Source organism: Xanthomonas indica, assembly GCF_040529045.1.
GTDB classification, from domain to species: Bacteria; Pseudomonadota; Gammaproteobacteria; order Xanthomonadales; family Xanthomonadaceae; genus Xanthomonas_A; species Xanthomonas_A indica.
The window spans coordinates 2,449,555-2,464,711 of the sequence record NZ_CP131914.1 but is presented as its reverse complement, the minus strand read 5'-3'; the positions used below and the strand labels follow the sequence as shown (position 1 = coordinate 2,464,711).

General features: G+C 68.6%; 11 protein-coding genes. 10 read left to right on the top strand and 1 reads right to left on the bottom strand.

The window, feature by feature from the left end; translation table 11 throughout:
• Positions 1–24 precede the first annotated feature (24 nt).
• The 9 genes from Q7W82_RS10655 to Q7W82_RS10615 are packed head-to-tail and all read left to right on the top strand — an operon-like array spanning position 25 to position 12,452.
• The gene (locus tag Q7W82_RS10655; protein ID WP_242081203.1) at positions 25–345 is read left to right on the top strand and encodes an STAS domain-containing protein; all 321 of its coding nucleotides are present in this window, start codon (positions 25–27) and stop codon (positions 343–345) included.
• Between the two features lie 13 nt (positions 346–358).
• Complete coding sequence (locus Q7W82_RS10650) at positions 359–2,449, top strand: chemotaxis protein CheA (protein WP_242156908.1); 2,091 nt, start codon at positions 359–361, stop codon at positions 2,447–2,449.
• 54 nt (positions 2,450–2,503) lie between these two features.
• Entirely contained in the window at positions 2,504–4,645 is a 2,142-nt protein-coding gene (locus Q7W82_RS10645; protein ID WP_242156906.1) for a methyl-accepting chemotaxis protein, read from the top strand.
• Positions 4,646–4,703: 58 nt separating this feature from the next.
• The gene (locus Q7W82_RS10640; protein ID WP_242156904.1) at positions 4,704–6,698 is read left to right on the top strand and encodes a methyl-accepting chemotaxis protein; all 1,995 of its coding nucleotides are present in this window, start codon (positions 4,704–4,706) and stop codon (positions 6,696–6,698) included.
• A 49-nt stretch (positions 6,699–6,747) separates the two neighbouring features.
• Positions 6,748–8,664 (top strand): methyl-accepting chemotaxis protein, encoded by a 1,917-nt coding sequence (locus Q7W82_RS10635; protein WP_242156896.1) that lies wholly within the window; start codon positions 6,748–6,750, stop codon positions 8,662–8,664.
• A gap of 9 nt (positions 8,665–8,673) precedes the next feature.
• Entirely contained in the window at positions 8,674–9,207 is a 534-nt protein-coding gene (locus tag Q7W82_RS10630) for a chemotaxis protein CheW (protein ID WP_184502463.1), read from the top strand.
• Positions 9,208–9,256: 49 nt separating this feature from the next.
• Positions 9,257–10,528: an EAL domain-containing response regulator gene (locus tag Q7W82_RS10625; protein ID WP_242156885.1), complete on the top strand. Its 1,272-nt coding sequence runs from the start codon at positions 9,257–9,259 to the stop codon at positions 10,526–10,528.
• Between the two features lie 12 nt (positions 10,529–10,540).
• Positions 10,541–11,347 carry a protein-glutamate O-methyltransferase CheR gene (locus Q7W82_RS10620; RefSeq protein WP_242156883.1) on the top strand — a complete coding sequence of 269 codons (807 nt, stop codon included), beginning with the start codon at positions 10,541–10,543 and terminating at the stop codon, positions 11,345–11,347.
• A gap of 28 nt (positions 11,348–11,375) precedes the next feature.
• On the top strand, positions 11,376–12,452 hold the full coding sequence (locus tag Q7W82_RS10615; RefSeq protein ID WP_242156881.1) for a chemotaxis response regulator protein-glutamate methylesterase: 1,077 nt from the start codon (positions 11,376–11,378) through the stop codon (positions 12,450–12,452).
• A 270-nt stretch (positions 12,453–12,722) separates the two neighbouring features.
• Here Q7W82_RS10615 and Q7W82_RS10610 read toward each other — a convergent pair whose 3' ends face one another.
• Entirely contained in the window at positions 12,723–13,541 is an 819-nt protein-coding gene (locus tag Q7W82_RS10610; RefSeq protein WP_242156879.1) for an AraC family transcriptional regulator, read from the bottom strand.
• Between the two features lie 187 nt (positions 13,542–13,728).
• Here Q7W82_RS10610 and Q7W82_RS10605 point away from each other — a divergent pair, with 187 nt between their 5' ends.
• Positions 13,729–15,132 carry an MFS transporter gene (locus Q7W82_RS10605; RefSeq protein ID WP_343242787.1) on the top strand — a complete coding sequence of 468 codons (1,404 nt, stop codon included), beginning with the start codon at positions 13,729–13,731 and terminating at the stop codon, positions 15,130–15,132.
• Positions 15,133–15,157 lie beyond the last annotated feature (25 nt).

The following is a 15,157-nucleotide window of genomic DNA, read 5'->3' as shown; positions in this document are numbered from 1 at the left end:
CTCATCCACTGCCGGAGACCCGCCATGCGCTCGACGCCCCCCGATGAACAGGACCTGCCGCTGCAGCTGAGCGTGGACGGCGACATGACCATCCGCCGTGCAGCCGAATTGAAGCCGCTGCTGCTGCCCGCGCTGGAACATCCCGGCGGCCTGCGCCTGCAGTTGCAGGAGGTGACCGACATCGACGCCACCGGCGTGCAACTGCTGCTGGCCACCCAGGCCGCATTGCGCGCGCTGGGACGGCCGTTGCAGTTGGAGGGCTGCAGCACCGCGGTCGGCGATGCGCTGGACCTGCTCGGCCTGGGCGACGCGTTCGAGCGCGTCGGCGACGACACCCTTCACTAATCGGCAGCACGACATGAATATGGATCAATTGCTGCAGACCTTCATCGCCGAGAGCCGCGACCTGCTCGAGGACATGGAACGCAATCTGCTGGAAGCCGAGCGCGGCGAAGCCGGTCCCGATGCGGTCAACGCGATCTTCCGCGGCGCCCACACCATCAAGGGCTCCGGCGGCCTATTCGACCTGGCGCAGTTGGTCGGCTTCACCCATGTGGTGGAGAGCGTGCTGGACCTGGTGCGCGAGCATGCCGTCACATTGGATTCGGACTTGATCCAACTGATGCTGGCCTGCTGCGACCAGATCCGTGCGCTGGTGGAAGCCGCCGCCGGCGCCGAGGCCGACGAAGCCACGCTGGTCGCCCAAGGCGCACCGCTGCTGGAACGCCTGCAGACCTATTTGCAACCTGCCGCTGCGCCCACCGGCGCGGCGGGCGCAGCGGCGGCGGCAACGCCCGCCACGCCGGCAGCGCCCGCGCACACCGGCTACTGGCGGATTTCGCTGCAACTGTTCGCCGACGCGCTGCGTTTCGGCAATTCGCCGCTGCATCTGATCCGCTGCCTGCGCAGCCTCGGCAGCCTCGAAGCGGTGCGCACCCGCCACGAGCGCGTGCCGGCCCTGCCGGAGCTGGATCCGGAAGCCTGCTACCTGGGCTTCGACATCCTGTTGCGCAGCGACGCGCAACAGGCCGCGATCGAGGACATCTTCGAATTCGTGCGCGACGACTGCGACCTGCAGGTGCTGGCGGTGGAGCCGAACGGCGACGCCGCCAACCTGGACCTGCCATTGCTGGTGGCCGAAGCCGGCAGCCAGGCCAGCGCCGACGATTTCGCCGGGTTCGAAAGCGTTGACGCCCCGGCGGCCGCGGCCGCACCGGTCGTGGCCAGTGCGCCGGCCGCGGCCGCGAATGCCACCGCCAGCGCCGGCACCGCCAAGGCCGCGGGCGCACGTGGCGAAGGTGGCTCGATCCGCGTCGACGCCGACAAGCTCGACCGCATGATCGACCTGGTCGGCGAATTGATCATCGCCGTCGCCAGCACCGGCGCCAATGCGCAACGCACCGGCGATGCGCAGTTGCTGGAATCCACCTCGATCCTCGCCGGCCTGGTCGAGGAAGTGCGCGAAAGCGCGCTGCAGCTGCGCATGGTCAAGATCGGCGCCACCTTCAACCGCTTCCACCGCGTGGTCCATGACGTCGCCCGCGAACTGGGCAAGGACATCGCCCTGGTGGTCAACGGCGAGGACACCGAGCTGGACAAGTCGGTGGTGGAGAAGATCGCCGATCCGCTGACCCACCTGGTGCGCAACGCCATGGACCACGGCATCGAACCGGCCGAGGTGCGCCAGGCGCGCGGCAAGCCGGTGCGCGGTACGGTGCGGCTCAACGCCTTCCACGATTCCGGCAGCGTGGTCATCCAGATCAGCGACGACGGCGGCGGTCTCAACCGCGACCGGATCCTGGCCAAGGCGCTGGAGCGCGGCCTGATCGAACCCGGCCGCCAGCTCTCCGACCGCGAGGTGTTCGCGCTGATCTTCGAGCCGGGCTTCTCCACCGCCGAAAAGGTCACCAACCTGTCCGGCCGCGGGGTCGGCATGGACGTGGTCAAGCGCAACATCACCGCGCTGCGAGGCAGCGTGGACATCAGCAGCCAGCAGGACGTGGGCACCACCATCTCGGTGCGCCTGCCGCTGACGCTGGCGATCATCAACGGCTTCCAGGTCGGGGTCGGCAAGTCGGTGTTCGTGGTGCCGCTGGACGCGGTCGAGGAATGCGTGGAGTTCGCGCCGAACTACCAGAGCGAGTACATCGACCTGCGCGGCAACGTGCTGCCCTATGTGCGCCTGCGCTCGCTGTTCGCCATCGCCGGCGCGCCGCCGGCGCGCGAGAGCATCGTGGTGATCCGCCAGGGCGCGCAGCGTTTCGGCCTGGTGGTCGACACCCTGCTCGGCGAGTGGCAAACGGTGATCAAGCCGCTTTCCAAGGTGTTCGCGCAGGTCAAGGGCATCAGCGGTTCGAGCATCCTCGGCAGCGGCGGGGTCGCGCTGATCCTGGACGTGCCGTCGCTGCTCGGCCAGTTGCAACCCGGCGCCGAATCGCTGGCGGCCTGAGCCGTCGCGCCGCCGGTCATTCCCCCGCCGCACCCTTCATCAGGAATCCTTGTCATGTCCCAGAACCGGACGCTCCCGTTCCCGCTCTCGACGGCCGCCATCGTCGCCGTCGCCCTGCCTGCCGCCGCAGCCATCGCGGCGCTGGCGCTGCCGCTGGCCGGCGGCCTCGCCTGGACGCTGGTCGCCGTGGCCACGCTGGCCGCCGCCGCGGTGCTGGGCCGCAGCGTGCGCGCAGCGCAGCAAGCGGCCGCGGCCGCGCAGCGCGAACTGGAAGTGGCCCGCACCGGCCTGCAGGCGCTGGCGCAGGGCGAACTGGACCGCGTGGACGTGGCGGCGGCCGGCGGCAGCGAGATCGGCCAGGCCCTGCTCGCCGCGCAGCGGCCGCTGCGGCAGCTGCAGGCCGACGTGGCCCACATGACCAGTGCGCACGCCGCCGGCGACTGCGACGTGATGCTGGACGCGGCAAGCGCCAACGGCGCCTACCGCACCGTGGCCGGCGACATCAATCAGCTGGTCGGCGGCCACATCGGCCTGTGCAAGCAGGCGATCGACTGCGTGGGCGAGTTCGGCCGTGGCAACTTCTCCGCTCCGCTGGCCGCGTTCCCGGGCAAGAAGGCCTTCATCAACGACACCATCGAGCAGGTGCGGCGCAACATGCTCGGCCTGATCGCCGAGATGCGGCGCGTCTCCGAGCAGCACGAAGCCGGCGAGATCGACGCCAGCATCGACAGCGCGCACTTCCAGGGCGACTTCCGCAGCGTGGCCGAGGGCATCAACCGCATGGTCGGCAGCCACATCGCGGTCAAGAAGCAGGCGCTGGGCGTGGTCGCTGAGTTCGGCCGCGGCAATTTCGACGCGGGCATGCCGCAGCTGCCCGGCAAGAAGGCCTTCATCAACGAGACCCTTGAGCAGGTGCGCGGCAACTTCAAGCGCCTGATCGGCGAGATCGCGCGCATGTCCGAGGAACACGACAGGGGCGACATCGACGTGCAGATCGACTGCACGCACCTGGACGGGCAGTTCTGCGCCATCGGCAAGGCCATCAACCGCATGGTCGCCGCGCACATCGCCGTCAAGAAGCAGGCGCTGAGCGTGGTCGCCGAGTTCGGCCGCGGCAACTTCGACGCACCGATGCCGCAGCTGCCCGGCAAGAAGGCCTTCATCAACGAGATCATCGAACAGACCCGCGGCAACCTGCGCAGCGTCGGCGACGTGATCAAGGTCATGGGCGCGATGGCCGAGGGCGACCTCAGCCGCCAGGTGCAGGGCCATTACGAAGGCGCCTTCGCCGACATGCAGCGCTACGTCAACGCCACCATCGACAAGCTCACCAGCATCGTCACCGAGGTCAACGGCAACGCCGCCACCCTGGCTAGCGCCGCCGAGGAACTGTCGGCGACCGCGCAGTCGCTGAGCCAGGCGGCCAGCGAGCAGGCCGCGGGCGTGGAGGAGACCAGCGCCTCGCTGGAGCAGATGACCGGCTCGATCGCGCAGAACGCCGAGAACGCCAAGATCACCGACGGCATGGCCGGCAAGGCCTCGCGCGAGGCCGCCGAGAGCGGCGAGGCGGTGCGCGCCACCGTCGCCGCGATGAAGGAGATCGCCCGCAAGATCGGCATCATTGACGATATCGCCTACCAGACCAACCTGCTGGCGCTGAACGCGGCAATCGAAGCCGCACGCGCCGGCGAGCACGGCAAGGGCTTCGCCGTGGTCGCCGCGGAGGTGCGCAAGCTGGCCGAGCGCAGCCAGGTGGCCGCGCACGAGATCGGCGATGTCGCCGGCACCAGCGTGAACCTGGCCGAGACCACCGGGCGCCTGCTCGGCGAGATGGAACCGTCGATCCGCCGCACCTCCGACCTGGTGCAGGAAATCACCGCCGCCTCCGAAGAACAAAGCACGGGCGTCGGCCAGATCAATGCCGCGGTGGTTCAGCTCAGCCAGACAACACAGCAATCCGCTGCCAACGCTGAAGAATTGGCCGCCACGGCCGAAGAAGTAAGCAGCCAGGCAGAACAGTTGCAAACGCTCATGAGCTTCTTCACCACCGGCGCCACCACCTCCCCGGCGCCGGCCCCGCAACCGCGACGCCTACCGATGTCGACGCAGCGCGCACCACGCGCCCGCAGCTTCGGTGGCCCCGCGGCCACCGCCCAGGCCGCGCGCCTGGAAGAAGCGGCATTCGTTTCGTTCTGAACTCTCTCCGTCCCGGCCTGTCAGGCCGGGGACTTTTCACCCGCACAGGTACACCGGCATGTCCAACTCCCTTTCGCTGTCCTCCAAGCTGTGGACCGGTTCGGCCATCGCCGTCGCGCTGCCATTGGCCGCCGCCGCGTGCGGGTTCGCGCTCGGCCTGCCCGCCGGGCAGACCCTGGCGCTGAGCATCGGCGCCACGGTGATCGCCGCCGCGGTGCTGGCCTATACCGTCCACGCCATCACCCGCTCGCTGCGGATCGCCACCACCACCCTGGCACGCTTCGCCACCGGCAATTTCGAGGTGGTGATGCCGACCATACGCAACGATCAGGCCTGCGAAGTACTGCTGGCGCTGCGCCAGGTGCAGACCGGGGTGCGTCAGATCAACGACGAGATCGTGCGCATGTCCGCGCAGCACGACGCCGGCGACATCGACGTGGTGATCGACAGCCAGCGCTTCGACGGCGAGTTCAAGGTCATCGCCGAAGGCATCAACCGCATGGTCGGCGACCACATCGCCACCAAGAAGAAGGCGCTGGCCTGCGTGGCCGAATTCGGCCGCGGCAATTTCGAGGCACCGCTGGAGACGTTCCCGGGCAAGAAGGTCTTCATCAACGAGATCATCGAGCAGGTGCGTCGCAATCTGCTGGGGCTGATCACGCAGATGAAGCACATGTCGGCCCAGCACGATGCTGGCGACATCGACGTGGCGATCGAGAGCCACCGCTTCGAAGGCGACTTCCGCAGCATGGCCGACGGCATCAACCGCATGGTCGGCGACCACATCGCCACCAAGAAGAAGGCGATGGCCTGCATCGCCGAGTTCGGCCGCGGCAACTTCGACGCGCCGCTGGAAGCCTTTCCGGGCAAGAAGGCGTTCATCAACGACACGGTCGAACAGGTGCGCTCCAACCTGCGCGCGCTGATCCGCGACACCAGCCTGCTGGCCGACGCGGCCGCGGCCGGGCGCCTGGACGTGCGTGCCGACGGCAGCCAGCACCATGGCGACTTCCGCCGCATCGTCGATGGCATCAACCTGACCCTGGATACGGTGATCGGGCCGATCAACGATGTCGGCGCCGTGCTCAAGGCGATCGAGGACGGCGACCTGACCCGGATGGCGGACGTGCAGTGCCAGGGCAAGCTGAAGGAACTGTGCGACAGCATCAACGCCACCGTCGCGCGGCTGGCGCAGGTGGTCGGCGAGGTCAACATCAACGCCGAGGCGCTGGCCAGCGCCTCCGAGCAGGTGAGCGCCACCGCGCAGTCCTTGAGCCAGGCGGCCAGCGAGCAGGCCGCCGGCGTGGAGGAGACCAGCGCGTCGCTGGAGCAGATGACCGCGTCCATCGCGCAGAACACCGAGAACGCCAAGGTCACCGACAGCATGGCCGCCAAGGCCGCGCGCGAAGCCAACGAAGGTGGCGATGCGGTGCGCTCGACGGTGGCGGCGATGAAGCAGATCGCGCAGAAGATCGGCATCATCGACGACATCGCCTACCAGACCAACCTGCTGGCGCTGAACGCGGCGATCGAGGCCGCACGCGCCGGCGAGCACGGCAAGGGCTTCGCGGTGGTCGCCGCGGAAGTACGCAAGCTGGCCGAACGCAGCCAGGTGGCCGCGCAGGAGATCGGCCAGGTGGCCGAATCCAGCGTGGAACTGGCCGAGAACGCCGGCAAGCTGCTGGACCAGATGGTGCCGTCGATCCGCCGCACCTCCGACCTGGTGCAGGAGATCACCGCCGCCTCCGAGGAACAGACCTCCGGCGTCGGCCAGATCAACGCCGCGGTCGGCCAGCTCAACCAGACCACCCAGCAGGCCGCGGCCAACTCCGAGGAACTGGCCGCCACCGCCGAGGAAATGAGCGGCCAGGCCGAGCAGTTGCAGCAACTGATGAGTTTCTTCCGTACCAACCAGGTCGTGGCGCCGCGGCGTCCGACCGCCGTCTCCAGCGTCCCGTCCCGCAAGGCGGCGCCTGCGCGCAAACGTGGCTTCGGGGAGGTCGGCCTGGCACTGGTGTCGGCGCCGGACGAAGCCCACTTCGATACGTTCTGACAATCACTTTCACGACATCACATCCAGGGGGATCACGATGTTTCAGCACATGAAAATCGGCACGCGTATCGGCATCGGCTTCGGCCTGGTGTTGCTGCTGTTGCTGGGGACCGGCATTTTCGCCACGATGCAGATGGCCCGCATCAACGGCTCCTCCACCGAGTTGGCCACCAACTGGCTGCCCAGCGTACGCAACGTCGAGGAGATGAGCGCGAATTTCAACAAGCTGCGTCTGCTCGAGCTGCAACGGGTCGTCGCCACCAGTCCGGCCGAGATGCAGGACTACGACACGCGCATGATCAAGACGCTCGAGGCCTTCGAGAACAACAAAAAGGCCTACATCCCGCTGATCTCTTCGCCCGAGGAGCAGGCGCTGTACGCGGATTTCGCCAAAAAATTCGACCGCTACAGCGAACTGCACAGGGAGCTGCTGGCGCTCACCGCGCAGGCAAAGACCCAGGAGGCGACGGCCGTGCTGAACGGTGAGCAGCGGCAGATCTTCCGTAGCACCGCCGAGGCGATCGACAAGCTGGTGGACCTGAACGTCAAGGGCGGCCAGGACGCCAGCGACAGCGGCGACGAACTCTATGCGTCCGCGCGCTCGCTGATCATCGCCACCATCGTGGTGGCCGTGCTGCTGGGCGCGGTCGTGGCGTTCTTCATCGTGCGCATCCTCACCCGCCTGCTGGGCGGCGAGCCGGCCTACGTGGCCGAGATCGCCAACAAGGTGGCGCAGGGCGACCTCAACCTGGAGGTGGCGGTGCGCGCCAACGACACCGGCAGCGCGCTGTATGCGATGCGGACCATGGTCGAGCGGCTGAAGCTGGTGATCGACGGCCAGCGCCGCGTGGTCGCGGCGGCCAACCGCGGCGACTTCTCCGAGCGCATCACGCTGGACGGCCTGGCCGGGTTCCAGCGTGAGATGGGCCAGGGCCTGAACGAGCTGGCGACCACCACCGGCGGCAGCATCCAGGACGTGGTGCGGGTGATGGGCGGCCTGGCCGAGGGCGACCTGACCCAGAGCATCGACAAGCACTACGACGGCGCCTACGCCGAGATGAAGAACTACATCAACGACACCATTGCGCGCCTGTCGCAGGTGGTCAGCGAGGTCAACGGCAATGCCGAATCGCTGGCCAGCGCCTCGGAAGAGGTCAGCGCCACTGCGCAGTCGCTGAGCCAGGCGGCCAGCGAGCAGGCCGCCGGCGTGGAGGAGACCAGCGCTTCGCTGGAGCAGATGACCGCATCGATCTCGCAGAACACCGAGAACGCCAAGATCACCGACGGCATGGCCAGCAAGGCCTCCAGCCAGGCGCTGGACGGCGGCGAATCGGTGCGTGCGACCGTGCAGGCGATGAAGCAGATCGCGCAGAAGATCGGCATCATCGACGACATCGCCTACCAGACCAACCTGCTGGCGCTGAACGCGGCGATCGAGGCCGCGCGTGCCGGCGAGCACGGCAAGGGCTTCGCCGTGGTGGCCGCGGAAGTGCGCAAGCTGGCCGAACGCAGCCAGATCGCGGCGCAGGAAATCGGCGATGTCGCCAGTTCCAGCGTCGAACTGGCCGAGAACGCCGGCAAGCTGCTGGACGAAATGGTGCCGTCGATCAAGCGCACCTCTGACCTGGTGCAGGAGATCACCGCCGCCTCCGAGGAACAGACCTCCGGCGTCGGCCAGATCAATGCCGCGGTCGGCCAGCTCAACCAGACCACCCAGCAGGCCGCGTCCAACTCCGAGGAACTGGCCGCCACGGCCGAGGAGATGAGCGCGCAGGCCGAGCAGCTGCAGCAGCTGATGAGCTTCTTCAAGGTGCAGGGCACCCCGCCGGCCAGGACCGCGGCGCGGCGTCCCGGCACCGTGCGCGGCCGCAGCGGGCACGCCGGGGCCAAGCCGATCGCGCGCGTCGCCAACGGCCAGCTGGTCCTGGCCGACTCGCTCGACGAAGCCCACTTCGAAACCTTCTGAGACATGGCCATGAATGCTCCCGCTTCGCTCTCACCCTCCGACGCCGGCGACCTGGCGACGGACCAGTTCCTGACCTTCCTGCTCGGCAAGGAAATGTTCGGCGTCGGCATCCTCGGCATCAAGGAAATCATCGAGTACCGCACGCCGACCGACGTGCCGATGATGCCGCCCGCCCTGCGCGGGGTGATCAACCTGCGCGGCGCGGTGGTGCCGGTGGTGGATCTGCAGCAGCGCTTCGGCCGTGCGCCCAGCGAGATCAGCAAGCGCACCTGCATCGTCATCATCGAAGTCGCCAGCGGCGAGGAGCGCCAGGTGCTCGGCCTGCTGGTGGACGCGGTCAGCGAGGTGCTGGAGATCGCCACGGCGGACATCGCGCCGCCGCCGGCGTTCGGCACCGGCATTCGCCGCGATTTCATCCACGGCATGGGCAAGGTCGGCGAGCGGTTCGTGATCCTGCTCGCTGCCGACGCGGTGCTGGCGCCTCAGGAGTTCGCCAGCATGGCCGGCCTCGACGCCCACGTGGAAGAAGGCATCGCCGCCTGAGCGGCCTTCGCCGCGCATCGCCCTGCTCTTTCCTCGAAACGGATTTCGCATGCCCACGCCCCCCGACACCGCCGCCCTGCACCACTTCGGCACGGTCCTGGTGGTCGACGACAGCCAGGTCCAGCGCGAACATGCGCTGGCGCTGTGCCTGCGGATGGGGGCGGTGGCGGTGGAAGGCGCGGCCGACGGCCATGCCGCGCTGGCGCGGGTGACCGAGGGTTCGCCGCTGGGGCTGCTGATCGTGGATCTGGAGATGCCCGGCATGGACGGTGTGCAATTGCTTGATGCGCTCGCCCGCTGCGGCGCGCGCGTGCCGATCGTGGTCGCCTCGCAGCGTGGCGCGGCCTTGATCGACTCGGTGCTGCAGGTCGGCCGCAGCAACGGCCTGCAGGTGCTGGCGGGACTGGAAAAGCCGCTGCGCGCCGCCCAGCTCGCCGCCGCGGTGCGCGCCCACGCACCGACCGCACCGGCGCCGCGGAACGACGCCGAGGCGCCGGGCGAGGCGACCATGACCGCGATGCTGCGCGAGGCGCTGCAGCGCGGCGAGATCGAGGTGGCCTACCAGCCCAAGGTGGACATGCGCAGCGGCCGGGTCGGCGGCGTGGAAGCGCTGGCGCGCTGGCGCCATCCCAGCGCCGGACCGATCGCGCCGGACCGCTTCATCGCCGTGGCCGAGCGCGAGGGCCTGATCCACGCACTCACCGCCTGCGTCGCCGACCAGGCGCTGGCGCGGCTGGCGGCGTGGAAGCAGGACGGGTTTCAGCTGACCCTGGCGCTGAACCTGTCGCCGCGGATGCTGCAGGATCCGAACCTGCTCGACGAACTGCTCGGGCTGCTGCGCAAGCATGGCCTGGCGCCATCCGACCTGGTGCTGGAGATCACCGAGAGTTCGCTGGTCTGCGGCAGCGCGCTGGGCATGCTGGCGCGGCTGCGGCTGCAGGGCTTCGGCCTGTCGCTGGACGACTACGGCACCGGCTTCTCCTCGCTGCAGCAACTCACGCGCATTCCCTTCACCGAGTTGAAGATCGACCGCATCTTCGTCCACGACGCGCACCGCAGCCGCAACCTGCGCACGGTTCTGGAATCGGCGCTGGGCATGGCCCAGCGGCTGGGACTGCACACCGTCGCCGAGGGCATCGAAACGGTGGAGGACTGGACCCTGCTGCAGGAGCTGGGCTGCGACTTCGGCCAGGGCTATCTGCTGGCGCGCCCGCTGGGCGGCGGCGCGCTGCACGCCTGGCTGCTGGAGCACCAGCGCCTGCTGCAGGAACACGGCCCCACCGGCGCCGCCAGCGCCCCCACTTCCGCCTCCACTCACTGACCGGCCACGACCATGACCAGCCACGACACCATCACCGAGCAGGAATTCGGCCGGTTTCAGCGTTTCATCTTCGACGCGGCCGGCATCACCATCTCGCCGGCCAAGAAGGCCATGCTGTGCGGACGCCTGGGCAAGCGCCTGAAGGCGCATTCGCTGCAGACCTACACCCAGTACCTCAAGCTGCTGGAAAGTCGCGAGGGCAGCGGCGAGGTGCAGACCGCCATCGACCTGCTGACCACCAACGAAACCTACTTCTTCCGCGAGCCCAAGCACTTCGATCTGCTACGCAGCGTCGCCGCCGCGCATACCGGCAGTGCGCCGTTCCGCTGCTGGAGCGCAGCCAGTTCCAGCGGCGAGGAAGCCTACAGCATGGCCATGGTGCTGGACGACACCCTGCAGGGCCGTCCCTACGAGGTGGTCGGCACCGACATCAGCACCCGCGTGCTGGAAAAGGCGCGGACCGGCCACTACCCGCTGATGCGCATCGAGCACATGCCGCCGGCCATGCTCAAGCGCTACTGCCTCAAGGGCCGTGGCGAGTACGAGGGTAGCCTGCTGATCGACCGCAAGATCCGCGACCACGTGCGCTTCCTGCACGCCAACCTCAACGCGCCGCTGCCCAACCTGGGCCAGTTCGACGTGGTGTTCCTGCGCAACGTGATGATCTACTTCAACGCCCAGACCAAGCGCGAAGTGGTGACGCGGGTGCTCGGCGCGCTCAAGCGCGGCGGCATCTTCTGCATCGGCCACTCCGAGAGTCTCAACGACGTCAACAGCGACGTGGTGCAGATCGCGCCGTCGGTGTACCGCAAACCATGAAGGCCGCCGTGCCAGGAGGGAACCCCGCATGACCACGATCAAGGCCATGGTGATCGACGATTCGGCGGTTGTGCGCCAGGTGCTGGTCGCCGTGCTCAACGACGCGCCCGGCATCGAGGTGATCGCCGCCGCGGCCGATCCGCTGCTGGCGATGGACAAGATGCGCCAGCAATGGCCGGACGTGATCGTGCTGGACGTGGAGATGCCGAAGATGGATGGCATCACCTTCCTGCGCAAGATCATGAGCGAGCGCCCCACCCCGGTGGTGATCTGCTCCACGCTCACCGAGAAGGGCGCGCGGGTGACCATGGATGCGCTGGCCGCCGGCGCGGTGGCAGTGGTGACCAAGCCCAAGCTGGGGCTCAAGCAGTTCCTCACCGACTCGGCCGAGGAAATGATCGCCACGGTGAAGAGCGCCGCACGCGCCAACGTCAAGCGCCTGTCGGCGCGTCCGGCGGTGGCGCCGGCCGAGCCGGAGATCAAGCACACCGCCGACGTGATCCTGCCGGCGCAGGGCAATCGCCCGCTGTCGCAGACCACCGAACGGGTGGTGGCGATCGGCACCTCCACCGGCGGCACCCAGGCGCTGGAGGAAGTGCTGACCGCGCTGCCGCGGGTCAGCCCGGGCATCGTCATCGTCCAGCACATGCCGGAGAAGTTCACCGCCGCCTTCGCCGCGCGCCTGGACACGCTGTGCCAGATCTCGGTGAAGGAAGCGGCCAACAACGACCGCGTGGTGCCGGGACGCGCGCTGATCGCGCCGGGCGGCAAGCACATGCTGCTGCGGCGCAGCGGCGCGCAATACTTCGTCGAGGTGCTGGACGGGCCGCCGGTGAACCGGCACCGGCCGTCGGTGGACGTGCTGTTCCGCTCCGCCGCACGCGCCGCCGGCGGCAACGCGCTGGGCATCATCATGACCGGCATGGGCGACGACGGCGCGGTCGGCCTGCTGGAGATGCGCCAGGCCGGCGCGCGCACGGTGGCCCAGGACGAACAGAGCAGCGTGGTGTTCGGCATGCCCAAGGAAGCGATCAAGCGCGGCGGCGCGGAGAAAATCCTGCCGCTGAACGCGATGGCGCGCGAGATCGGCCAGCAGTTGAGCTAGCAACCAACGCGGCATTGACCGGACCGTAGGAGCGGCCTCAGCCGCGACAGCGCGTTTCCGTAAAAGCGCAGAGCTAGCAACCAAAAGCCGCGTTTGCTGTAGGAGCGGCTTCAGCCGCGACCGAGCTTTCCCATGGAAAGCCCGTCGCGGCTGAAGCCGCTCCTACGACGCAAGCAGGCTACGCACTGCGACCGCAGCAGCCAACCGACACCCGCGCACCCGCAGAGAAGTGCGCGGCTTGCAGCACGCGCACCGCCCCCACAAGCCGCCTCAGCCCGAGTTGATGTGCTCCTTGCAGTACAGGCGCCGGTAGGCGCTGGGGGTCATGCCCAGGCGCTGGCGGAACACGCGCCGGAAATAGCCGCTGTCGCTGAAACCGGCGCGCTGCGCAACGTCGTCCACCGCGCAGGTGTTGACCAGCAGCAGCTTCTCGGCGAAGGCGATGCGCTGGCGGTGGATCGCCTCGGTCAGCGTGGTGCCGAAGCTGCGCCGGTAGATGCGCCCCAGGTAGTCCGGATTGCAGTGCAGCTGCGCGGCCAGCGACGAGGCGGTGAGCGCGGTGTGGAACTGAGTGCCGATCAGTTGCTTGGCGCGGTACGCCAGCGCCACCCCGGCGCGCTCGGACGCGTGTGGATCCGGCCAGGCACCGGCCACGCATTGCAGCATCGACAGCACGATCGGCTCGAGCATCGGCAGCCTGCGCCGTTCCTCCTGCTCGGCCAGGAACCAGCGGAACAGGCCGACGAAGCGGTCCGGGTCGCGGATCGCGGTGCGCTGCGGCATCGACAGCGGCACCGCGTGGTCCGCCCGCGCCACGCCCGGTTCCAGTTCGAAATGCACCCAATAGAACCGCAGGTCGTCCGGGAACTGGCCCAGCCCGGCATGCGCACGGCCGGGCCACAGCAGCAGCGTTTCGCCGGCGCCCACGTGGAAGTCGTTGTCCTGTTCGCGAATCGAGAGGACGCCGCGCTCGACGAAGATCAACTCGTAGGACTGGATGACCCGTGCCGGATGCGCACCCACCCCGCGGGAGATGAAAAGCCCTCCGTTCTGGACCCGGATCGGATAGGCGACGGCGAATTCGAGCATGTCGGAAACGTCTCCCTTTGTCTGCACCGCGCTGCACTGCAGCAATCGAATGCGCGGTGCTGCCCATGGGCAAATCGGCCGGCATGGTCGGAATCGTACCGGTTTTATACCGCACAGACTCTTGTCGCAGTGGCGTCGCCATGCCACTTTGCGCTGGCGCCGGACCGGGCGCGCCAGGAGCCGCCCGTTGAACGCGACCGCCATCGGCCACGCCGCTGCAGACGCCGCACCGGCCGCCGCCACGCCACGCCTGTCGCGCCTGGAGAAGTTCGGCTATGGCCTCGGCGATGCCGGCGGCACGGTGGTCACCTGCCTGATCGCCAACTTCCTCACCTTCTTCTACACCGACGTCTTCGGCCTGACCCCGGCGCTGGTCGGCACCTTGTTCACCGTGCTGCGCGTGGCCGACGCGGTGTCCGATCCGGTGATGGGCCTGATCGCCGACCGCACCCGCAGCCGTTGGGGCCGCTTCCGCGCCTGGCAACTGTGGGTCGCGCTGCCGATCGGCATCGCCTGCGTGCTGACCTTCAGCGCGCCGCAGCTGAGCGCCGGCGCGAAGATCGCCTACGCCTTCGCCAGCTATTTCCTGCTGTCGCTGTGCTACACCGCGATCAACGTGCCCTACTGCGCGCTGATCAACAGCATGACCGGCGACCACCGCGACGTGGTCTCGGCGCAATCCTGGCGCTTCGTGCTGTGCGGCATTGCCGGCTTCCTGGTGTCGGTCGGGCTGCCATGGCTGGTGCGGGAACTGGGCAACGGCGACGCCGCGCGCGGCTACCAACTCGGCGTGGGCGTGCTGGCCACGCTGGCGGTGGCGATGTTCCTGTGCTGCTTCTTCGCCGTGCGCGAGCGCGTGCCGGTCAGCCTGCTCGGCGGCGCCGGCATTGGCGCGCACCTGCGCGGCCTGCTGCGCAACGACCAGTTGCGGCTGGTGCTGCTGATGTCGTTCTTGCTGATCAACGTGTACAACATCCGCGGCGGCGCCTATCTGTACTTCATCACCTACGTGCTCGGCGGCAGCAGCGGCTATGCCTCGCTGTTCTTCGCGATGGTGGCGCTGGCCACGGTGCTCGGCGCGATCGTGGTCAACGCGCTGTGCCGCCGCTTCGACCCGCTGGCGCTGTACCTGCACACCAACCTGGCGCTGGCCGCGTTCGGCGTGGCGCAATGGTGGCTACCGACCGGGCCGGCGCAGCAGACGCTGTGGCTGGGGGTGATCTTCGTGCACTGCCTGGTGCTGGGTTTCGCGCTGCCGCTGCATTTCTCGCTGATGGCCTTCGCCGACGACTACGGCGCCTGGAAGAACCGGGTGCGCTCCTCGGGCATCAACTTCGCCTTCAACCTGTTCTGCATCAAGCTGGCCTGGGCCTCGAGCGCGGTAGTGATCAGCGCGCTGTTCGTGCACGCCGGCTACCGCGCCGGCGCCGCGCAGCAGAGTCCCGCGTCGCTGCAGGCCATCACCCTGCTGGAAACCCTGATCCCCGCCGGCCTGCACCTGCTGCTGGCCGCGGTGATCCTGCGCTGCCGGTTGCGCCGGCCGCTGCTGTCCAGCATCGCCGCCGACCTCGCCGCACGCCCGGTGCACTGACCTTCCCCACCCTCCAGGATCTCCG